A 21,545-nucleotide genomic window follows, 5' to 3' on the forward strand; every position below is an offset into this window, starting at 1 on the left:
TCAGCGGTCGGCGAGCTGGAGGTAGACCGTGAAGCGGTCGTGGCGGTAGCAGGTGCGCGAGACCTCGACGATGCGGCCGTCGGACACCGCACGACGCGAGTGGCGCAGGACCGGGTCGCCCTCGGCGATCTCGAGGATGGCGGCCTCCTCGGCGCTGGCGCGGTCGGCCGAGATCGAGTCCTCGACGGCCGTCGGGCGCAGCCCGCGGGAGCCGAGGGCTTCATAGAGGCTGGTCGGGGTGCCGTGCTGGAGGAAGCCCGGCAGCAGCACCTCGTTGAGGTAGGCGTCCTCGACGCACACGATCTCCTGGTCGGCGCGGCGCAGGCGGCGCCAGTGCAGGACCGGGTCACCGGGCGAGATGTCGAGGGCGCGCGCCACACCGGGGCCGGCCTGCTCGACGCGCGCGAGCAGCGTCTGCGACTCGGGCAGCATGCCGCGGCGACGGATCTCCTCGGTGAAGGAGGTGAGGCGCCCGGCCGTCTTCGGCGGCTGGGCGACGAAGGTGCCGCGCCCGGGGATCCGCTCGAGGAGACCCTCGGCGACGAGGGCGTCGAGCGCCTGACGTACAGTCATCCGGGCAACGCCGAAACGCGCGACGAGCTCCCGCTCGGACGGCGCGGCGGAGCCGGGCGGCTGGGCTTCGATGAGACCGCGGACGTGTTCGCGGACCTGGACGTGCTTCAGCGCCCGCTGACGCGGGACGACGAGGTCCACCGGTTCCATGCCACACAGGTTAGAACTGGGCTGGACCGGCGTCACTGAATTGACGGAGCCTGTGGTCATCCCTTGACGAATTCTTAATCTTCGAACGATTGTTCGAACTCAGGCGTATCATCGGTCCCGTGGACTTCCAGACGTCCCTCTTCGCCGACCCCGCCGTGGCCGCGACGACGCTCGCGCCGGAGCGCCGCGCGCTCTCGCGCGGCGCCTGGATCGACGTCCAGCGCAGCTGGTTGACCGACCCCGACGAGGTGTTCTCCGCCCTCGTCGAGCGGGTCCCGTGGCGCTCCGAGCGCCGCGAGATGTACGACGCCGTGGTCGACGTGCCACGCCTGGTGCACACCTACCTCGCCGACGACCCGCTCCCCAGCCCGGCGCTCGACCGGGCCCGCGCCGACCTCAGCGCCCACTACCTCCCCGAGCTCGGCGAGCCGTTCGTGACGGCCGGCTGCTGCTACTACCGCGACGGCCGCGACTCCGTCGCCTGGCACGGCGACACCATCGGCCGCGGCCGCTCGCAGGACACGATGGTGGCGATCGTCAGCGTCGGCGACCCCCGCCGGCTGCTGCTCCGGCCCCGCGGCGGCGGTGCGTCGATCGCGGTCACGATGGGCCACGGCGACCTGGTCGTGATGGGCGGCTCGTGCCAGCGCACGTGGGAGCACGCGGTGCCCAAGGTGGCGCACTCCGGGCCGCGGCTCTCGGTGCAGTTCCGTCCGGCCAACGTCTTCTGAGCTCCCTGGTCAGCGCGGCCCTGCTCGCGGCCCGCGTCGACCCCAGGTCGTACACGTGTCCGAGTTGTTGCCCTCCGACTGCGGTGGCGAGGGCGACATCGCGGACACGTGTACGGCGGTGGCGCGCGCAGCTACCGCTTGAGCAGGCGGCGGAGGAGTGCGAGCCCGAAGACGGCTGCCACCGCGTGCTTCCAGTAGGACTTCAGCACGACCGGCAGCACCGCGCTGCCCAAGTCGAGGGCCTCCTGCCGCGGAGGTGGGGGCGGAGGCGGCGGCGAGGGTGGCGCCGCCGCCGTCCGCGCGTCCGGGGATGGCGGTGAGCCGGCGGCCTCTGGCGCGGGGGACGCGGCTGCCGGCTCACCGCCCGACGGCTCCGCGGGTGGCGCGAGCCGAAGCTCCAGACAGGTCACGAACTGGCCGAGCAGCTTGTCGGAGACGTCCTGCATCACGCCCCGGCCGAACTGCGCCGGCTTGCCGGTGATGGCGAGGTCGGTCTCCACCGACACGTCGGTCGAGCCACCGGCGTCGGTCATCGACACCGTCACCTTCGCCCCGGCCGTACCGTTGCCCCGCTTGTCCTTGCCCTTGGCGTCGACGACGAACCGGTGCGCCTCGGGGTCCTTCTCCACGAAGGTGCCGGAGCCGTTGTACTGCAGGGCGATGGGGCCGAGCTTGACCTTCACCGAGCCCGAGAACGACTCGGCGTCAGCCTCGGTGACCTGGGCTCCCGGGAAGCACTCCGCGACGGATGCGATGTCGTTGAAGTGCGCCCAGGTCTCCTCGACGCCGATCGGGACGGTGAACTGGTGGCTCAGCTCCATCTAGGCGCCCGCCGCCTTCAGGACCGCGCGGCCGGTCAGCACGCGCGCGAGGTGCTGGCGGTAGTCGGCGGCACCGTTGAGGTCCGAGGGCGGGTTGGTGCCCTCGGACGCGAGGTCGGCCGCAGCCCGTACGCCGTCCTCGGTGGCCGTGGCGCCGGCGAGCGCGGCCTCGGTGGCGCTGGCCCGCAGCGGCGTGGAGCCCATGTTGGTCAGGCCCACCTTCGCCTCGTCGATCGAACCCTTGACCGTCGCCGCCACCGCGACGATCGGCCACTGGTGGGCGACCCGGACGAACTTCTCGTAGTGCGCGCCCCAGCCGGTGTGCTTGGGGATCCGCACCTCGGTGAGGATCTCGTCGTCGCCGATCGCGGTCTCGAAGAGGTCGACGAAGAAGTCCGCCGCGTCGACCGTCCTCGTCCCGCCTGCGCCGGCGATGACGAACTGCGCACCGAGCGCGAGCGCCGGGGCGCCGAGGTCGCCCGCCGGGTCGGCGTGCGCGAGCGCGCCGCCGAAGGTGCCGCGGTGCCGGATCTGCGAGTCGGCCACCTCGGCGGCGGCCTTGGAGACCAGCAGCGCGTGCTCCTGGACCAGCGCGTCGTCGCGGACGTCGTGGTGGGTGGTCATCGCGCCGATCACGATCGCGTCCCCGTCGTCGCGGATGCCCCGCAGCGAGGAGATGCCGCCGAGGTCGATGACGACCTCGGGGGCGTTGAGCCGCATCCGCAGGACCGGCAGCAGGCTCTGCCCGCCGGCCAGGATCTTCGCGTCGTCACCGTGCTCGCCGAGCGCGGCCAGCGCCTCCTCGACCGACGTGGGTGCGAGGTAGTCGAACTTCACCGGGATCACTGGCCCGCTCCTTCTGACTCGTCGAAGTGCGGCATCGCTGCTTCCGGCGTGGGTGCGTCCCCGTCGTTGGCATGGATCGCGCGCCAGACCCGCTCGGGGGTGCACGGCATCTGGATGTCGCTCACGCCGAGGTGTCGTACGGCGTCGACGACCGCGTTGACGACCGCCGGCGTGGAGGCGATGGTGCCCGCCTCGCCGACGCCCTTGGTGCCGAGCGTGTTGGTGGTGCAGACGCTCGGCTCATCGGTGTGGACCACGTCGAAGGAGATCGTGTCGGCGGCGGTCGGCAGCAGGTAGTCGACGAACGAGCCGCTCACGAGCGTTCCGGCCTCGTCGTGGACCGCCTCCTCCCAGAGCGCCTGCGCGATGCCCTGCACCAGCCCGCCGTGCACCTGACCGGCCACGATCAGCGGGTTGATGATGTTGCCGATGTCGTCGCAGCAGGTGTACTTCCGCATCTTCACCGCGCCGGTCTCGGTGTCGACCTCCATCGCGCACAGGTGCGTGCCGTGGGGGTAGTTGAAGTTCACGGGGTCGTAGGTCGCGTCGGCGTCGAGGCTGAGCTCCATGCCCTCCGGGTAGTCGTGGCCGGCGAAGGTCGCGGTCGCGAGCTCCTGGATGGCCTTGCCCTGGTCGGTGCCGCGGACGGTGAACGTGCCGTTGGCGTAGTCGAGGTCGTCGGCGTTGGCCTCGAGCAGGTGGGCCGCGAGCACCTTCGCCTTCTCGATGACCTTGTCGACGGCTCGCACCAGAGCCTCGCCGCCCACGACCAGCGACCGTGACCCGTAGGTGTCGAGGCCCTTGGGCGCGACCTGGGTGTCGCCGTGCAGCACCTCCACGTCCTCGAAGGGCACGCCGAGGCGGTCGGCGACGATCTGGCTGAACGCCGTCTCGTGGCCCTGGCCGTGGGCACTCGCGCCCGTGACGACCTCGACCTTGCCGAGCGGGGTCATCCGGACGGTCGCGTGCTCCCAGCCGCCGGCGCCGTAGTCGAGGCTGCCGAGCACCCGGCTCGGCGCGAGGCCGCACATCTCGGTGAACGTCGAGACGCCGATGCCGAGCTGCACCCGGTCTCCGCGGTCGCGGCGCTCCTTCTGCTCGGCCCGCAGCTCGTCGTAGCCGAACGACGCCTTGGCCTTGGCCGTCGCGGCCTCGTAGTTGCCGGAGTCGTACTCCAGGCCGGCGACCGTGGTGAACGGGAACTCCTCGTGGGTGATCCAGTTGCGCTCGCGGATCTCCAGCGGGTCGACCCCGACCTCGGCGGCCAGCTCGTCCATCATCCGCTCGACCCCGTAGGTCGCCTCCGGCCGGCCCGCGCCGCGGTAGGCGTCGGTGAACGTGGTGTTGGTCAGCACGGTCTGGCACTCGAAGCGGTACGACGGGAACTTGTAGATCGCGTTGAACATGAACGCGCCGAGCACCGGGACGCCGCCTCCGACGATCGCGACGTAGGCGCCGAGGTCGGCGTCCAGGTGCACCTTGAAGCCGGTGACCTTGCCGTCCTTGTCGGCCGCGAGCGTCAGCGTCTGGACCTGGTCGCGGCCGTGGTGGGCCGCCATCAGGCTCTCGCTGCGGGTCTCGGTGTACTTCACCGGCTTGGAGAGCCGGCGGGCCACGGCCCAGGCGATCCACTCCTCGGGGGTGGTCTGGAGCTTGCCGCCGAAGCCACCGCCGACGTCCGGGGCGACGACCCGGATCTTGGACTCGGGCACACCTGTGGTGGCCGCCAGCGCGAAGCGCAGGATGTGCGGGATCTGGGTCGCCGACCACATGGTGATCTGCTCACCGGTCGGGTCGACGACGACGCTGCGCGGCTCCATGAAGGCGGGGATCAGCCGCTGCTGGCGGTACTCCCGCTCGATGACGATGCCGTTGGTGCGGGCCTCCTCGATCGCGGCCTCGACGTCGCCGCCGGTGCCGGCGTCGCCGGAGTCGAAGACCCACAGCGCGGACTTGTTGGTGCCGAGGTCGGGGTGGGCGAGCACCGAGTCCTCGAGAGCCTTCTTGATGCCGACGACCGCGGGCTGCTCGTCGTACTCCACGTCGACGAGCTCGGCCGCGTCCCGAGCCTCGGCGGCGCTGCGGGCGACCACGACGGCGACGATCTCACCGGCGAAGGCGACCCGGTCGGCGGGCATCGGCGAGTGGCCGGGCGTCTTCTGGTCGGGAGTGATCGGCCACGCGTTGATGCAGACCCCGAGCTCCTCGCCGAAGTCCTTGCCGCTCAGCACCGCGACGACGTTGGGCGAGGCCTTCGCGGCCTCCACGTCGATCGACGTGATGGTGGCGTGGGCGAACGGGCTGCGCACCATCGCCAGGTGCAGCATCCCCGGCAGCGTGATGTTGTCGGTCCAGCGGGTGCGGCCGGTGATGAGGCGCTGGTCCTCCTTGCGGCGGCGGTCCTTGCCGATCTCGCCTGCGGGACGTTCCTGGGTGGCGGTCACGACTGGGCACCTCCTGCCGCGTGGAGCACGCTGCGGACGATGTTGTGGTAGCCCGTGCACCGACAGAGGTTGCCCTCCATGCCGAGCCGGACCTCCTCCTCGGTGGGGTTCGGGTTCTCCCCCAACAGGTCGACGGCCTGCATGATCATGCCCGGCGTGCAGAAGCCGCACTGGAGGCCGTGGCACTCCCGGAAGGCCTCCTGCACCGGGTGGAGCTCACCCTCGGCGGTGTCGGCGAGTCCCTCGATCGTGGTCACCGTGCGGCCGTTGGCCTGCACGGCGAGGACGTTGCAGGACTTCACGCTCGAGCCGTCGAGGTGCACCGTGCACGCCCCGCAGTTCGAGGTGTCGCAGCCGATCACGGTGCCGGTCTTGCCGAGCTTCTCGCGGAGGTACTGCACCAGCAGCATCCGCGGCTCGACGTCGTCGGAGACCGCAGCCCCGTCGACGGTGAGTTCGATCTTCGTCATGGGGCGCCTCCGGGCGTGTGAGGTGGGTCACTCTCGAGCCCGACGCTAGGTCGCGGTGGTTGGCGGCAGGTTGGTCGCCCGGACAGGACCAGACCGCAGGTTCGGGGAAGTGGGTCGGCGCTCAGCGGGCCGCGGCCAGCCGGCCCTTCAGGAGCGGGGCCACGGGGTGGTGCACGGGCAGCGCGGCCAGGCACGCCTCGACTACTGCAGTGTCGTACGGCGCCAGGTCGCTGTAGCGCAGGACCGCGTCGGGATCGGGGTGCGCGAGCAGCGCCTCGCGCACGCTGACCGCGAGGTAGTCGCCCATCTGCACCAGGGCCGGCGACTCGGTGCCGGGCAGCAGGTCGCCGCCGTACGCACGCACCGCAGCCCGTACGTCGCCCCGTCGTAGGAGGCGCTGCACCTCCTCGACATCGGTCGAGACAGGCATCGTGAGCCGGTAGGGGCGCGAGGACAACTGTCCCGCCAGCGCCGAGCGGAGGTGGGAGACCTCGGCCTTGAGCGTCGAGGTGGTCACCGCCGAGTCGCCGTAGAGCAGCGAGTGGAGGTGCTCGACCGACAGCCCGCCCGGGTGGAGCGCGAGCAGCGCGAGGATCTCGGTCTGGCGCCGGTTGAGCAGCAGCCGCTGGCCGTCGAGCCAGACCTCGGCGGTGCCGAGGAGGGTCAGGGTCAGGCCGGGCTCGTCAGGCCCCTCGCTGCCGGCCAGGACGCCGCGCCGATCGGCGGGCAGCGCGCCCTCGATCAGCCGGGCCATCACGCGCGCGGTCGCCAGCCCGATCGGGTGGGTGCGGTCCCAGGTCGTCGAGAGGTCGATGACGCCGAGCGAGCGGCCGGTCACCGGGTCGTAGACCGGCGCCGCCCAGCACACCCAGTTGTGCACCACCTCGGCGTAGTGCTCGGCGCTGAAGACCATCGACGGCGCCCCCGTGCGCCCGGCGATGGCCAGGGCGTTGGTGCCGACGCTGCGCTCGTCCCAGCGCCCGCCCGGCACGAAGTTCACCGTCTCGGCCTTGCGGCGCATGACCCGGCCGCCGTAGGTCCACAGGATCCGGGTCTGCTCGTCGGTGACCGCGATGACGAGGTCGCCGTCCTCGGCCGTACGACGCAGCTCGTCCTGCACCCGCATCACCGCGGTCTGCAGCGGCGAGGCCTTCCAGAAGTCGGCCGTGTCGCCCTCGTCGTCGAGCGGCGCGTGGGTGACGTCCGGCGAGACGACGCCGGAGAGCTGCCAGCTGCGCAGGATCTCCGGCCGGACCGCGTCCGCCTCCTCGTCGCCCTCCGCGACGAACCGCGTCCAGGCGCGCACGGCACTGACACGGCGTGCGTGCAGGTCATCGGTGGTCATGACGGCTCCTGGTCGGTCGCCGCCAAAACTAGCCCGAGTGTGACGCTCGCAACAGGGAATCGGACCAGTGGGCCACGCCCGGGGAGGTCAGCGCCGGCGCGCGAAGGTGGCGACGACGCCCGGGTGGTCGGTGACCATGTGCCGGAAGAAGCGGAAGTTGCGGATCCGGAAGTCGGACGCGCGCTCGCCCATCACGTAGTCGATCCCCGAGCCGCGGTGGCGGTCGTCGGCGGAGTAGTTGGTCTCCAGCCGGAGCGGCTTGGTGATCCGTCCCTTGACGAGGTCGTTGCCCAGGTCGCGGTTCTCGGTGACGTTGCAGTCGCACATCGCGACGAACTGGTGCTCCTCGGGGGTGTTCTCCTCGAGCGAGCGGATGCTGGCCGCCATCCGCCACATCGCCTGGACCCCGGCGCGGTTGGCGTAGTTGGGCCCGCCCGAGTGGCGGTTGTGCAGGTGGTTGGGCAGGTGGAAGCTCACGGCCCGGATGGTGTGACCGGTCTTGCGGTGCCGGAGCACGGCCACGACGCCGTACTGGTCATGGGCGACCTGGCCCGTGTAGCGCCGCCACGTCGTGCCGGTCAGCAGGGCGGACCAGGTCTTCTCGAGCTTCCAGACGCTCTTGTCGAAGGCGATCGGGTTGTCGTCGGTGCCGGTCGGGCCGTCCGGCATCAGCAGCGCCCACGACTTCGGCAGCGACGCCCGCAGGGCCGGCTTGCTGAAGAGGCGCTCCTGGAAGCCGATCACCGAGGCGCGGCCGCCGATGACCTGCCCGATGTCGTGCCGCATGCCCGCGACGCGCATCCCCTTGCGCAGGTTGAGGGTGGCCACGCCGAAGTGGGCGACGGGGGCACGGTTCGTGGTCCGGACCTGGGACTCCCCGCGCACCTGCGACACCTCGCGCTCAGGTGCCGCGGTGGCGGCCCAGGTCACGCCCGTCAGCAGCAGCAGGGTCGCTGCGACGGAGACGAGGGGGCGGACAAGGGCACGGGGGGTTACGGGGGGAAAAAACATCCCGAAGACCATAGGGCAGGAATTCACGAGCGCACAATTCTCGATCTCGCCCGTCAGTCGTCGTGGTGGATGCGTCCCTCGGTGGTGGCCAGCCGCTCCCCCGACCCGCCCCACTGCCGCGCGACGATCTCGGCCGCGATGGAGACCGCGGTCTCCTCCGGCGTCCGCGCACCGAGGTCGAGCCCGATCGGGGACGACAGCAGCGCGATCTCCTCCTTGGCCAGGCCGGCCTCGACGAGCCGGTCCATCCGCTCGTCGTGGGTGCGCCGCGAGCCCATCGCGCCGATGTAGCCCGGGCGTACGTCGTCGGGCAGGCGCAGCGCGACCTCGAGCAGCGGCACGTCGAACTTCGGGTCGTGGGTCAGCACCGTGAGGACCGTACGACGATCGATGCGGCCGGCGTCGAGCTCGGCCTGGAGGTAGCGGTGCGGCCAGTCGACGACCACCTCGTCGGCGCCGGGGAAGCGGGAGTTGGTGGCGAAGACGGGGCGTGCGTCGCACACCGTGACGTGGTAGCCGAGGAAGGAGCCGACCTTGGCGACCGCGGCGGCGAAGTCGATCGCCCCGAAGACCAGCATCCGCGGCTTGGGCGCGAAGCCCCAGACGAAGACCCGCATCCCCTCGCCGCGGCGCTCGCCGTCGGGGCCGTAGGTCAGCGTCGCGTTGGACCCGGCCGCCAGCAGGCCGAGCGCGTCGTCGTGCACGGCCGCGTCGGCGCGAGGCGAGCCGAGGCTGCCCTCGGCAGCCGCGTCCGGGCGCACGACCATCCGCCGGCCGAGCCAGGCGGGGTCGGGGTGCTCGATCACCGTCGCCAGCGCGACCGGCCGCCCCGAGTCGATGTCGGCGGCGATCTCTCCCAGCTGCGGGAAGGTCTCGCGGGAGACCTGCTCGACGAAGACGTCGAGGATCCCCCCGCAGGTGAGGCCGACGGCGAAGGCGTCGTCGTCGGAGACGCCGTACCTCTCCAGGACGGGGTCGCCGGAGGCCACGACCGAGGTGGCCAGCTCGTAGACCGCGCCCTCGACGCAGCCGCCCGACACCGAGCCGACTGCGGTCTCGTCGGGGCCGACCAGCATCGAGGCGCCGGGCGGGCGCGGGGCGGAGCGGAAGGTCGCCACGACGGTGCCGACGCCGACGGTGTCGCCCGCCTCCCACCACTTCATCAGCTCGGGCAGCACGTCACGCACGGGAGATCACCTCCGTCAGGTCGGCGAACGTCGCCAGCGAGTGGCCGGCGAGGAAGTCGTCGCAGTGGGGAAGCGCCGCAACCACCCCGGCCTGGAGGGGCTCGTAGCCCTCCTTGCCGCGGTGCGGGTTGACCCAGACGACGCGGTGCGCGACCCGCTTCAGGCGGCCCATCTGCTCACCCAGCAGGTCGGCGTCGCCACGCTCCCACCCGTCGCTGAAGACCACCACGACGGCGCCGCGCGCCATCCCGCGCTGCCCCCACCGGTCGAGGAACACGCGCAGCGTCTCCCCCAGCCGCGTGCCGCCCGACCAGTCCGGCACCACCTCGCCGGCCGCCACGATGGCGCGGTCGGCGTCGGGCGAGCGCAGCGCGCGGGTCACGTGGGTCAGCCGGGTGCCGACCGTGAAGGTCTCCACGGTGCCACCGGTGGCACGCCCGCACTGGGTGAGGCGGTGGGCCAGGCGCAGGAGAGCGTCGGCGTAGGCACTCATCGAGCCGCTGACGTCGACGAGCAGCACGACCCGGCGGGGCCGCACGCCACGACGGCGCCACGCGATCTCGGCCGGCTCGCCCATCTGGCGCAGGGACGCGCGGAGCGTGCGTGAGGCGTCGAGCTGGCCGCGGTGCCACCTCCGGTGCCGTGCCGTACGACGGCTCGGCGGGCGCAGCGACAGCCGGGCGAACATCGCGTCGAGGCGCCGCTTCTCCGCGGCGTCGAGCGTGGCGACGTCGCGGTGGCGGAGCACCTCGGCGGCCGAGGCGGCTGCCCGCACCACGTCCTCCTCGGCCTCGCCGTCGCCTCCGGCGCCCTCGGCGTCGGGCAGCAGGTGGGCGGTGGCCGCCCGGCTGGCCTCGCGGGGCCGCGACCGAGGCAGCCCGTCGCGCGGGTCGAACCACGCCGCGAAGACCTGGTCGTAGCGGACCAGGTCGTCGGGCGAGCCGCACAGCGTCGCGCGGCCTGCCCAGTAGGTGGCCTGCTTGTCGTCGAGCCCGACGGCGGCGACGGCGGTCAGGAAGCCGTGCGCGCGGTCCTGGGTGACCGGCACCCCGGCAGCCCGCAGCGCCCGGGTGAAGCCGAGCAGCACCTCGTCGGGCGCGCGGTCGTTCATCGCGACATCATCCGGTCGAGCGCGGCCTTCACCCGGTCGGCGTCCTCGCGGTACTTCAGCAGCGCACCGAGCGTCGCCGCGGCCGAGGCGAGGTCGAGCTCGGCGGCACCGAGGTAGGTCAACGCGCGCGCCCAGTCGAGCGTCTCGGCGACCCCGGGCGGCTTGAGCAGGTCGTCACGGGTGCGCAGCTGCTGGACCAGCCCGACCACCTGGCGGGCCAGCGCCTCGCCGACCTCCGGCGCGCGCGAGCGGACGATCTCGACCTCGCGCTCGAGGCCGGGGTGGTCGATCCAGTGGTAGAGGCAGCGCCGCTTGAGGGCGTCGTGCAGCTCACGGGTGCGGTTGGACGTGAGCACGACGAGCGGCGGCTCGGGGGCCGTCACGGTGCCGAACTCCGGGATCGTCACCTGCCACGTCGAGAGGACCTCCAGCAGGAACGCCTCGAACTCGTCGTCGGCGCGGTCGACCTCGTCGACCAGCAGCACGGCCGGCGCCTGGCGCAGCGCGGCGAGCACTGGGCGCGACAGCAGGAACCGCTCGTCGTAGAGGCTCTTCTCGGCCTCGTCGGAGTCGACCTGGCCGGCCGCCTCGAGGGCCCGCAGGTGCAGGATCTGGCGCGGGAAGTCCCAGTCGTAGAGCGCTTGGCTGGCGTCGATGCCCTCGTAGCACTGGAGGCGCACGAGCGGCAGCTCCAGGCTCTGGGCGAGCGCCTCGGCGAGCGCGGTCTTGCCGGTGCCGGGCTCCCCCTCGAGCAGCAGCGGGCGCTGCATCCGCGCGGCCAGGAAGACGACCGTGGCGAGCTCCTCGTCGGCGAGGTATCCGGTCGCGCCCAGGCGGGCGGCCACGTCAGCGGCGGAGTCCATGCCTAGAGGCTACGACCCGCACGTTGGCCGGACGTTGGCAGGAATTCCGAAGATCAGCGGGTGTCGACGTCAACACCTGTGGCGAGGTCGCCGCACTCCACCAGCGCGACCTCGTGGACGGCGAGGTAGTCGCGCGCGCCCCGGTCGCCGGTGGCGGTCGCGACGACGCCCTCCCAGTGGTCGCGACCGATCAGCACGGGGTGCCCGGGCGTGCCGTCGTACGCCACCCGGGCGAGGTCGCCGGGGCCCGTCGCCGTGCCGACGAGACGGGCCACCACCGCGGCGTCCACGTCGGGCAGGTCGACCAGCGAGACGAGCGCCGCGTCGTGGCCGGTCGGCCCGAGGGCCTGCAGCCCGGCGCGCAGCGAGGCGCCCATCCCCTCGGCCCAGTCGTCGGCCCGGATCCGAGAGACCGACATCGGCAGCAGCGCCGCCGCCCGGTCGGCCTCGGCGCCCAGCACGACCACGATCTCCGCGCACGGCCGCAGCGCCTGGACCGAGCGCAGCAGCCAGGAGGTGCCGTCGTCGTCGCGCGCCAGCGCCTTCGGGCCGCCGAAGCGCTCCCCCGCGCCGGCGGCGAGCAGGAGGCCGACGACCGTCATGGGCGCCAGTCTGTCAGCCGGGGAAGGCCTCGTCGTAGAGCGCCTGCAGGTCCGGGTTGGTCTCGCCGGTGAAGCCGCAGAGCGTCACCCGGCCGTCGGTCGCGCTGACCAGGTAGGACTTGCCCTTCTCGAACTCGACGGCCATCAGTAGCGCCGCGAGGTCCTTGCTCGGGGTGGTGACGGTGACCGTGTCGGCGTCGCCGCCGGCGTACCACCGGTCGACGTCGAGCGTCGCGGTGCCGTCCTCGAGCGCGGTGACGGTGCCGGAGAAGGCGGTGTCGAAGGTGGACAGGGTCTCGGCGGACGGTACGGCGCACTTGCCGGCGGCGGACGCGTCGGCGGTCAGCTCGACCGGGGCGGGCGCCGCCGAGGAGGCGGAGGTGTCGGAGCTGGTGTCGGAGGCGGTGTCGTCCGAGGTGGCCTCGGGGGCGTCGGAGCCGCAGGCGGACAGGCCGGCCAGGGCGAGGAGGAGCACAGGAACAGCGAGGACGCTGCGGGTTCGGCGGGTGTTCACGATTCCTCCTGGTGGGACCGGGCCGGTGCTCGTCCACCGTGCCACATCGGTTTGGACGCGGAGGATCGCGTCGCCGTTCCCGCAGCCGGGCGTCGATCTCGTGCGACCCGATCGGACCGGCGCCGCTCCTGAGCCGCCCCGGCCTGAGATGATCCGCGGGTGCGGAGTCCCGGGCTGTCCTTGCCGATCGCAGCCTCGTGGCTGGTCCATGCCTACACGGCGTCGGGGGTCGTGCTCGCGTTCCTCACCGTCATCGCGGTGATGGAGGGCGACACCGTCCGCGGCCTCTGGCTCTTCCTCGCCGCCATGGTCGTCGACGGGACCGACGGCATGCTGGCGCGCTGGGTCAAGGTGAAGCTGCACGTGCCGTGGTTCGACGGCGCGCTGCTGGACAACATCGTCGACTACATCACCTACGCCTTCATGCCGATGGTGCTGCTGTGGAGTGCCGGCTACCTCGGCACGGGCCACGGGGCGACGGTGCTGGCGGTGATCCCGCTGCTCGCCTCGGCCTACCAGTTCTGCCGGGTCGACGCGAAGACCGAGGACCACTTGTTCCTCGGCTTCCCGAGCTACTGGAACATCGCCGCGTTCTACGTCGTGGTCCTCGACCTCCGCCCGGCCGCCGTCGCGGTCACGCTCCTCGTGTGCGCCGTGCTCGTCTTCGTGCCGATCGGCTACGTCTACCCCTCGCGCACCACGACGCTGCAGGCACCCACGCTCGTGCTGACCTGCCTCTGGCTGGTCAGCTATGCGGTGCTCCTCACGCAGCTCCCCGACCCCAGCACGATCTGGCTGACCATCTCGGTGGCCTACGTCGTCTACTACGTCGTGCTCAGCCTCTACCTGACGGCGCACCGCAGCCGCACCGCCGTCGCGGCGGGCTGACCGGGCGGATCAGCGCGCCGCCGCGACCGACTCGTCGGTGCCGGCGAGCTTCTGCGACAGCCAGATCGGGATCACCGACAGCACGATCAGCGCGGCCGCGACGACGTTGACGACCGGGGCCTGGTTGGGCCGGAACAGGTTCTGGTAGATCCAGATCGGCAGGGTCTGGATGCCGGTGCCTGCGGTGAACGTGGTCACGATGATCTCGTCGAAGGAGAGCGCAAACGACAGCAGCGCGCCGGCCAGCAGGGCCGAGCGCATCATCGGCAGGGTCACCGACCAGAACGTGCGGAACGTGCCCGCGCCGAGGTCCATCGACGCCTCCTCGAGGTTGCCGCCGAGGCGCCGCAGCCGGGCGATCGCGTTGTTGAAGACGGTGACGATGCAGAAGGTGGCGTGCGAGACGACGAGGGAGAAGAAGCCGAGCTCGATGCCGAACATGGTGAGGAACGCGTTGGCGAGCGCGATGCCGGTGACCACGCCGGGCAGGGCGATCGGCAGGATGATCAGGAGCGAGACGGTGTCGCGGCCGAAGAAGCGGAAGCGCTGCAGGGCCAGGGCCGCCATCGTCCCCAGCACCAGCGCGACGGCGGTCGCCACCAGCGCGACCTCCACCGAGACCACGATGGCGTCGCGGGCGCCGGGGTTCTCCAGCGCGCTCGACCACCACTTCGTGGTGTAGCCCGGGGGCGGCCACTCGAAGGTGCGCGAGGTGTTGAAGGAGTTGAGCACCACCAGCGCCAGCGGCGCGTAGACGAACAGCAGCACCAGCGCCGTGAACGCCAGCAGCACCGCCCGGGTCGCCCTCGAGAAGCTCATCGCTCCGCCTCCGTCCTCACAGCGAGTCCAGCGCCCCGGTGCGACGCACGGCGGTCAGGTAGACCAGCATCACCGCGACCGGGATGGTCGCGACCGCTGCGGCGAACGGCAGGTTGTTGCCGGTGAGGAACGAGTCGTAGACGACGTTGCCGAGCATCTGGTTGGCACCACCGACGATCTTCACCGCGATGTAGTCGCCCAGGGTGAGCGAGAAGGTGAAGATCGAGCCGGCGACGGCGGCCGGGAACAGCACCGGCAGCACCACCCGGCGCATCGTGGTGGCCGTCGACGCACCGAGGTCCGCGGAGGCCTCGATCAGCGAGCTCGGCAACCGCTCCAGGCCGGCGTACATCGGCAGGATCATGTAGGGCAGCCAGAGGTAGGACAGCGTCAGGATCGTGGCCGCGAGGCCGTAGCCGGGCGAGATCCCGACCGCGTCGAGCGGGCCGCCGGTGGCGAACATCCCGCGCCACGCATACGCCTTGACGAGGTACGACGCCCACAGCGGCGTGAGCACGGCGATGACGAGCAGCCGCTGCAGCCGCGGCGAGGCGACCTTGGCCATGTAGAGCGCGATCGGGAAGGCCAGCAGCGCGTCGATCACGGTCACCGCGACGGCGGTGAGGAGGGTGCGGACGGTGATGGTGCGGTAGACGTCGAGGGTGAACAGGTCCCGGTAGTTGTCCAGGTTCCAGATCCGCTCGATGTTGCCGCCGAACGCGTCGACGGTCCAGAGCGAGGTGATGAACAGCGCCGCCAGGGAGCCCAGGTAGAGCACCCCCAGCCACAGCATCGGCGGCCCCAGCAGGAGCCCCAGCCGCAGCCCGCGGTGGCGGTGGAGCAGGGCCGCTCCACCGCCTCCCGGCGGACGCTGTTCCGCCATGCGTCAGCCCTTGATCTCGGTCCAGGCCTGCGTCCAGTCCTGGTAGGTCGTGCACTTCACGTCGGTGCGACCGTCCAGGCACTGCTCGATCGGCGTGGTCCAGTAGTGGATCTGCTCGGCGTAGGACTCGTCACCGGCGTGGTAGGAGTCGCAGAAGCCCTTGCTGGTCAGGTCGCACGCCTTGCCGTTGGCCGGAGCCTCGCCGAACCACTCGGCCACGGCGGCGTTGGCCTCCGGGCTGATGATGTGGTTGAGCCACATGTACGCGCAGTTCGGGTGCTCGGTCTTCGAGGAGAGCATCCAGGTGTCCGACCACCCGGTCGCCCCCTCCTCGGGCAGGATCGCCTCGACGGGCGCCTTCTCGCTCTGCGCGAGGTTGACGATCACCTGCCAGGTGGTGCCGACGACCGAGTCGCCGGTCTTGAAGGCCTGCGTCTCCTTGAGGTAGTCCGACCAGTACTCACCGATGTTCTCGCGCTGCTTCTTGAGCAGGTCGACAGCCGCGGCGAGCTGGTCCTCGTCGAGGGCGTAGGGGTCCTCGATGCCGAGGTCGGGCTGCGTCTTCGACAGGTAGAGCGCCGCGTCGGCGATGTAGATCGGCGAGTCGTACGCCGTCACCTTGCCGGCGTACGACGACGCGTCGTCGAAGACCGCGCTCCAGCTCGTGGGCGCGGGGGTGACCTCGTCGGTGTTGTACATCAGGAGGTTGGCGCCGTAGCCGTGCGGGACGCCGTACATCTGCCCGTCGACGGAGTTCCAGTCGCGGTCCTTGAGGAAGGACCAGACGTCGGCGTAGTTGTCGATCAGGTCGGTGTTCACCGGCGCCACGTCGCCGCCTGCGATGAGGCGGAGCGAGGCGTCACCCGACGCCGAGACGACGTCGTACTGCCCCGACTTCATCAGGTTCACCGCCTCGTCGGAGGTGTTGAAGTACTTCACGTCGACCTGGCAGCCGGTCTCCTTCTCGAAGGGCGTGACCCAGTCGACCGACGCGTCGGTGGAGCCGTCCTCGGCGTAGCCGGGCCACGCGAGCACGCTGACGGCGCCCTCGCCGTCGCCGACCTCCTCGGCCATCGGGAGGTCGGGCGCGGTGAAGCCGCCCTGCGCCTCCGAGCCGGTGCCGCCGCCACCGTCGTCACCGTCGCCCGACGAGGTCCCGCAGCCCGTGAGCGCGAGCGCGAGCGCGAGCACCGCTGCCGAGGTGATGAGCATCCTGGTCCGCTTCATGACTTCTCCTTCTCCGTGGGCTGGGCCCGCTGGGGCTCCTGGGGGTGGCCCGAGAGGTCGATGACGTGCTCGTCGGCCCAGCCGACGGTCACGTGCTGGCCCCTGCGGCCCATCGCCTGGTCGGTGCTGCCGTGCAGGTTCTGGCGCAGGACCGTGAGGGTGGGGCCGGCCTCGAGCTCGACGACGTAGTGGTTCACCGAGCCGAGGTAGACGACGTCGGTCACCGTGCCGCGGGCCGAGGTGTGACCGGCTGCGGCGTCCGGGTCGAGGTGGACCTTCTCCGGCCGGATGCTGAAGGTCCCCTCCCGGCCGATGACCGTCCTCGCGGCCTCGCCGGTGAGCAGGTTGGAGGTGCCGACGAAGCCGGCCACGAAGGCGGTGCGTGGGTCCTCGTAGAGCTCGGCCGGGGTGGCGACCTGCTCGATCCGCCCGTCGCGGAAGACGGCGATGCGGTCGCTCATCGTCAGCGCCTCTTCCTGGTCGTGGGTCACGAAGACGAACGTGATCCCGACCTCGCGCTGGAGCTGCTTCAGCTCGAGCTGCATCTCACGGCGCAGCTTGAGGTCGAGCGCGCCGAGCGGCTCGTCGAGGAGCAGCACCGTCGGGCGGTTGACCAGGGCACGCGCGAGGGCGACGCGCTGGCGCTGGCCGCCGGAGAGCTGCGTGGGGCGGCGGGCGGCGTACTGGCCGAGCTGGACGGACTCGAGGGCTGCCATCGCGCGCTCGCGGCGCTGCGCCCGCGGCACCTTCTTCACCCGCAGGCCGTACTCGACGTTGGCGAGGACGTCCATGTGCGGGAAGAGCGCGTAGTCCTGGAACACCGTGTTGACGTCGCGGGCGAACGGCGCCCGGTCGGTGACGTCGGTGCCGGCGAGCATGACCCGGCCCGACGACGGCTGCTCGAAGCCGGCGATCATCCGCAGCACCGTCGTCTTGCCCGAGCCGCTGGGGCCGAGCATCGAGAAGAACTCGCCGTTCTCGATCCGCAGGTCGACGTGGTCGACCGCCGTCACCGCTCCGAAGGACTTGGTGACGTCGACCAGCTCGACCGCCGGTGTGCTCATGCAGGGTCCTCCTCCGCCGCGTGACGATGGCTCAGGACGATGGAATGCGTTGCGAAGCACACAGTAGGGCTTCGGTACCACGCGTGAACACGACCGACAGGTCACGATTCGGCACAGGAACACCGGCGGAAATGGCAGCAAGGCCCCCGCCGGAGCGGGGGCCTTGCTGGTGGAGCTGGGTGGAGCGTGTGGACGACCTGGGTCTCGATACGCGGGGTTCAGGGCCTTGCTTCGCGGCGGCCCCTGACCCGCACTCGACCTTGATCGACGACGGTCGGACCGCGGCTCCGCCGCGGTCCGACCTGTCGATCAAAAGTCCATGCCGCCCATGCCGCCCATGTCGCCGCCGGGCATCGCCGGCGCCTTCTCGGGCTTGTCGGCCACGACGGCCTCGGTGGTGAGGAACAGCGCGGCGATCGACGCGGCGTTCTGCAGGGCCGAGCGGGTGACCTTGGCCGGGTCGATGATGCCCTCGGCGATCATGTCGACGTAGTCACCGGTCGCGGCGTTGAGGCCGTGACCCGGCTCGAGGTTGCGCACCTTCTCGGAGATGACGCCACCCTCGAGGCCGGCGTTGACCGCGATCTGCTTGAGCGGGGCCTCGGTGGCCTTGCGGACGATGTCGGCACCGGTGGCCTCGTCGCCGGCCAGGTCCAGCTTGGCGAACGCGGCGTCGGCAGCCTGGACGAGCGCCACGCCACCGCCGGCGACGATGCCCTCCTCGACCGCAGCCTTGGCGTTGCGGACGGCGTCCTCGATGCGGTGCTTGCGCTCCTTGAGCTCGACCTCGGTGGCCGCGCCGACCTTGATGACGGCCACGCCGCCGGCCAGCTTGGCGAGGCGCTCCTGGAGCTTCTCGCGGTCGTAGTCGGAGTCCGACTTCTCGATCTCGGCGCGGATCTGGTTGACCCGGCCCTCGATCTGGCCCTGGTCGCCGGCACCCTCGACGATGGTGGTCTCGTCCTTGGTGATGACGACCTTGCGGGCCTGGCCGAGCAGCTCGAGACCGGCGGACTCGAGCTTGAGGCCGACCTCCTCGGAGATGACCTGGCCGCCGGTGAGGATCGCGATGTCCTGCAGCATGGCCTTGCGGCGGTCACCGAAGCCCGGCGCCTTGACGGCGACGGAGCGGAAGGTGCCCTTGATCTTGTTGACGACCAGGGTCGACAGCGCCTCGCCGTCGACGTCCTCGGCGATGATCAGCAGCGGCTTGCCGGACTGCATGACCTTCTCCAGCAGCGGGAGGAGGTCCTTGACCGTCGACACCTTGGAGTTGGCGATGAGGACGTAGGGGTCCTCCAGCACGGCCTCCATGCGCTCGAGGTCGGTGGCGAAGTAGGCCGAGATGTAGCCCTTGTCGAAGCGCATGCCCTCGGTCAGCTCGAGGTCCAGCCCGAAGGTGTTGGACTCCTCGACGGTGATGACGCCTTCCTTGCCGACCTTGTCCATCGCCTCGGCGATGATCTCGCCGACGGTGGTGTCAGCGGCGGAGATCGACGCGGTGGACGCGATCTGCTCCTTGGTCTCGACGTCCTTGGCCATGGCGAGCAGCTGCTCGGACACGGCGGCGACGGCGGCCTCGATGCCGCGCTTGAGACCCATCGGGTTGGCGCCGGCGGCCACGTTGCGCAGGCCCTCGCGGACCATGGCCTGGGCCAGGACAGTGGCCGTCGTCGTGCCGTCACCGGCGACGTCGTCGGTCTTCTTGGCGACCTCCTTGACCAGCTCGGCGCCGATCTTCTCGTAGGGGTCCTCCAGCTCGATCTCCTTGGCGATCGAGACACCGTCGTTGGTGATCGTGGGGGCACCCCACTTCTTCTCCAGCACGACGTTGCGGCCCTTGGGGCCGAGGGTGACCTTGACCGCGTCGGCGAGGGTGTTCATACCCCGCTCGAGGCCGCGGCGGGCCTCCTCGTTGAAAGCAATCAGCTTCGGCATAACTCTTCGCGATTCCTGTCGACGTGAGTTCTGTGGGTGCTCCAGGCGGGCTGCCCGCGACGGACGACCGGCTCGCCCCGGCGATCCATTCCCGCCGGCTCTGCCGACCTCAGCGTCACCTGGGTCGTTGTCACTCTCATGACGAGAGTGCCAGCGTCATGTTTAGCACTCGACCCCTGAGAGTGCAAACGCCGCCCCGGTGGATCCGGGACGGCGTCTGACGGTCGTACGACGAGGGGCTGGCGCTACTCGATGAGGCGCACGGGCTCGCCCACGATGCGGGCGGTCCAGGTGGTCGCGTCGTGCACGGTTCCGGTGCCGAAGCTGACCTGAACCCGGAACCAGCAACCGCCCTGGCTGGAGACCTGGCAGGTGTAGGTGTTGGGGATCGGGATCCGGATCTCCTGGTACTTGCCGTTGTTGTTCGTCGGCGTGATGCCGGTGATCTTGCAGCCCGTCAGGGCTCCGGTCACGACACCGGACGCCTTGCATCCCGCGATCGACGAAGGCATGTTGGAGTCGTTCGGCTTGAGGATCGTCACGGAGCCACTCGAGGCGCCCTCACCGACGTCGAAGAAGCTGACCACGAGCGTCTTGTTCGCCGCGGCTGGCACCACCCGGACGAGGTTGAACTCGGTGGTCGCAGCGTCGGAGTTGGCATAGATGCGCATCCGCTCCCACGGAGCCACCGAGACCGCGCCGGCCGGGGCGCCGCTGATCGCACGGAGGGCGAAGTTGTTGGTGCCGTTGCCCTGGACGCTGGTGTCGTCACCGGTCTGGCTCACCACCGCGGAGTTGCCCACCACGGCACCGGTCGAGTCCAGGGTGTAGGTCGAGGGCAGCGCGACGTTGCTGCGCACCTGGATGTAGTAGTCACCCGCCGCCGTCGGGGTGAAGGTGCACAGGTCGACCCACTGGTGGAAGACCCGGGCCAGGTCCACGTTGTACGGCTTGCCCGAGGTGTTGTTCGAGTCGCGCAGGTGCGAGGTGGTCCAAGCGGTGCTCGAGGTGTAGCTGTAGCCCGGGAACTGCTTGGTGCACTGGCTCGGGTTGAGCGCGGGCGCGGAGTAGGGGTTGAGGTTGTCCACCTTGTTGCGGAGGGCGAAGGAGGTGATGGTGGGCACGTCGGACGAACCGAACCGGTTGCCGTTGTTGTCGGAGTCGCCGGTGCAGAACGAGTTGGCCGAGTTGTTGTAGCGGTTGTTGGCGTCGGTGGTGGAGTAGGGATAGCGATAGTTGTCGCTGGAGCTGATGCCGCCGGTGGGGCCTGACGAGGATGAGCACGACGAAGCCGTCTCGACGTAGGCGGGGTCGTAGATCTGGAGCTGGATCGACTGACCCACCCCTGCCGAGCCGACGCGGACCAGGTAGATGAAGCCGCGGGGGTCGAACTCGAGGTTGGCGCTGCCGGAGCCCCCTGCGCAGAGGTCCTCGCCGCCCCCGCACTTGCGGGTCTCGAACTCCGCCCCCTGGCCCTTGTAGGTCTCAGGACCTGCGATGGCACCCCAGAACTGCGGGTCCGCGCAGTCGGCGTACGTCGGCTGCTTGAGCACGCTCGCCGACGGACCGAGCTGGGCCGAGCCGGCGGGCTCGTTGGCGAAGGTGTTGCAGGGACTGCCCATCGGGGCAGGGCCGTTGAAGTCGGCGACCGCCGAGCGCGACATCGTGGAGCTGCTGATGCCGAACGACTTGGCGAACGCGTTGGACACGGTCGAGGAGACGGTCACCTTCAGCTGGGTCGGCTTCTCACCGATGGCGACCGCCACGGCGCTGGTGCCCGAGTTGGGGAAGCCGTTGTCCTCGGCGACCTCGATGGCGCGCGCCTTGGCGTTGGCGAAGTCGTCGGGCATGAAGGTCACCCCCGCTGTCGCCGCCGCGTCGGCAGCGGCCTGGACTCGCTGGAGCTCGACGTAGAGCCGGGCGATGTCGATGCTCACGGCTCCGAGCGGGACTGCGACGAACGCGAAGAACATCGCCACGACGATGGCGACCGCGCCGATCTCGTCGCGCCGGCGGGCGATCCGGGTGAGGGGAGTCAGGTGCAACACGGGAGTCCGT

Annotated in this window: 20 protein-coding genes; 2 read left to right on the forward strand and 18 right to left on the reverse strand. The window is 70.9% G+C overall.

What is annotated here, in order from left to right; genetic code table 11:
• Complete coding sequence (locus J2X46_RS04045) at positions 1-723, reverse strand: GntR family transcriptional regulator (protein WP_310247186.1); 723 nt, start codon at positions 721-723, stop codon at positions 1-3.
• Positions 724-842: 119 nt separating this feature from the next.
• Between J2X46_RS04045 and J2X46_RS04050 the strand changes: the two genes are divergently transcribed.
• Complete coding sequence (locus J2X46_RS04050; protein WP_310247189.1) at positions 843-1,454, forward strand: alpha-ketoglutarate-dependent dioxygenase AlkB; 612 nt, start codon at positions 843-845, stop codon at positions 1,452-1,454.
• Positions 1,455-1,585: 131 nt separating this feature from the next.
• On the opposite strand, the gene J2X46_RS04055 is transcribed toward J2X46_RS04050, so the two are convergent.
• From J2X46_RS04055 to J2X46_RS04105, 11 genes are all read right to left on the reverse strand, one after another.
• Positions 1,586-2,275 (reverse strand): SRPBCC family protein, encoded by a 690-nt coding sequence (locus tag J2X46_RS04055; protein ID WP_310247192.1) that lies wholly within the window; start codon positions 2,273-2,275, stop codon positions 1,586-1,588.
• Positions 2,276-3,121: a xanthine dehydrogenase family protein subunit M gene (locus J2X46_RS04060; protein WP_310247195.1), complete on the reverse strand. Its 846-nt coding sequence runs from the start codon at positions 3,119-3,121 to the stop codon at positions 2,276-2,278.
• The gene (locus tag J2X46_RS04065) at positions 3,118-5,565 is read right to left on the reverse strand and encodes a xanthine dehydrogenase family protein molybdopterin-binding subunit (RefSeq protein ID WP_310247198.1); all 2,448 of its coding nucleotides are present in this window, start codon (positions 5,563-5,565) and stop codon (positions 3,118-3,120) included. Before J2X46_RS04065 ends, J2X46_RS04060 begins: the two co-directional genes overlap by 4 nt.
• Complete coding sequence (locus tag J2X46_RS04070; protein ID WP_310247200.1) at positions 5,562-6,035, reverse strand: 2Fe-2S iron-sulfur cluster-binding protein; 474 nt, start codon at positions 6,033-6,035, stop codon at positions 5,562-5,564. The genes J2X46_RS04065 and J2X46_RS04070 overlap by 4 nt, the downstream gene beginning before the upstream one ends.
• A gap of 121 nt (positions 6,036-6,156) precedes the next feature.
• Positions 6,157-7,380, reverse strand: a complete 1,224-nt coding sequence (locus J2X46_RS04075; RefSeq protein ID WP_310247203.1) for a transcriptional regulator — start codon at positions 7,378-7,380, stop codon at positions 6,157-6,159.
• An 87-nt stretch (positions 7,381-7,467) separates the two neighbouring features.
• Complete coding sequence (locus J2X46_RS04080; protein WP_310247205.1) at positions 7,468-8,391, reverse strand: hypothetical protein; 924 nt, start codon at positions 8,389-8,391, stop codon at positions 7,468-7,470.
• Positions 8,392-8,444: 53 nt separating this feature from the next.
• Positions 8,445-9,578, reverse strand: coding sequence for an XdhC family protein (locus J2X46_RS04085; RefSeq protein ID WP_310247208.1), 1,134 nt, complete (start codon positions 9,576-9,578; stop codon positions 8,445-8,447).
• The gene (locus J2X46_RS04090) at positions 9,571-10,689 is read right to left on the reverse strand and encodes a VWA domain-containing protein (RefSeq protein ID WP_310247210.1); all 1,119 of its coding nucleotides are present in this window, start codon (positions 10,687-10,689) and stop codon (positions 9,571-9,573) included. Before J2X46_RS04090 ends, J2X46_RS04085 begins: the two co-directional genes overlap by 8 nt.
• The gene (locus J2X46_RS04095) at positions 10,686-11,552 is read right to left on the reverse strand and encodes a MoxR family ATPase (protein ID WP_310247211.1); all 867 of its coding nucleotides are present in this window, start codon (positions 11,550-11,552) and stop codon (positions 10,686-10,688) included. The genes J2X46_RS04090 and J2X46_RS04095 overlap by 4 nt, the downstream gene beginning before the upstream one ends.
• A gap of 53 nt (positions 11,553-11,605) precedes the next feature.
• Positions 11,606-12,154: a nucleotidyltransferase family protein gene (locus J2X46_RS04100; RefSeq protein ID WP_310247214.1), complete on the reverse strand. Its 549-nt coding sequence runs from the start codon at positions 12,152-12,154 to the stop codon at positions 11,606-11,608.
• Positions 12,155-12,167: 13 nt separating this feature from the next.
• Positions 12,168-12,668, reverse strand: coding sequence for a hypothetical protein (locus tag J2X46_RS04105; protein ID WP_310247216.1), 501 nt, complete (start codon positions 12,666-12,668; stop codon positions 12,168-12,170).
• 159 nt (positions 12,669-12,827) lie between these two features.
• Between J2X46_RS04105 and J2X46_RS04110 the strand changes: the two genes are divergently transcribed.
• A complete protein-coding gene (locus J2X46_RS04110) occupies positions 12,828-13,556 on the forward strand; it encodes a CDP-alcohol phosphatidyltransferase family protein (protein ID WP_310247218.1) in 729 nt (242 codons plus the stop codon).
• 9 nt (positions 13,557-13,565) lie between these two features.
• Here the strand turns inward: J2X46_RS04110 and J2X46_RS04115 are convergent, their stop codons facing one another.
• From J2X46_RS04115 to J2X46_RS04140, 6 genes are all read right to left on the reverse strand, one after another.
• The gene (locus tag J2X46_RS04115) at positions 13,566-14,375 is read right to left on the reverse strand and encodes an ABC transporter permease (protein ID WP_310247219.1); all 810 of its coding nucleotides are present in this window, start codon (positions 14,373-14,375) and stop codon (positions 13,566-13,568) included.
• A gap of 16 nt (positions 14,376-14,391) precedes the next feature.
• Positions 14,392-15,258 carry an ABC transporter permease gene (locus J2X46_RS04120; RefSeq protein ID WP_310247224.1) on the reverse strand — a complete coding sequence of 289 codons (867 nt, stop codon included), beginning with the start codon at positions 15,256-15,258 and terminating at the stop codon, positions 14,392-14,394.
• A 3-nt stretch (positions 15,259-15,261) separates the two neighbouring features.
• Positions 15,262-16,485 carry an ABC transporter substrate-binding protein gene (locus J2X46_RS04125; RefSeq protein WP_310247227.1) on the reverse strand — a complete coding sequence of 408 codons (1,224 nt, stop codon included), beginning with the start codon at positions 16,483-16,485 and terminating at the stop codon, positions 15,262-15,264.
• A complete protein-coding gene (locus tag J2X46_RS04130; protein ID WP_310247229.1) occupies positions 16,482-17,549 on the reverse strand; it encodes an ABC transporter ATP-binding protein in 1,068 nt (355 codons plus the stop codon). The genes J2X46_RS04125 and J2X46_RS04130 overlap by 4 nt, the downstream gene beginning before the upstream one ends.
• A 309-nt stretch (positions 17,550-17,858) precedes the next feature.
• A complete protein-coding gene (gene groL, locus J2X46_RS04135) occupies positions 17,859-19,487 on the reverse strand; it encodes a chaperonin GroEL (RefSeq protein ID WP_310247232.1) in 1,629 nt (542 codons plus the stop codon).
• Positions 19,488-19,732: 245 nt separating this feature from the next.
• Positions 19,733-21,535, reverse strand: coding sequence for a pilus assembly protein TadG-related protein (locus J2X46_RS04140; RefSeq protein ID WP_310247234.1), 1,803 nt, complete (start codon positions 21,533-21,535; stop codon positions 19,733-19,735).
• Positions 21,536-21,545 lie beyond the last annotated feature (10 nt).

Source organism: Nocardioides sp. BE266, assembly GCF_031457855.1.
Taxonomy (GTDB): Bacteria; Actinomycetota; Actinomycetes; order Propionibacteriales; family Nocardioidaceae; genus Nocardioides.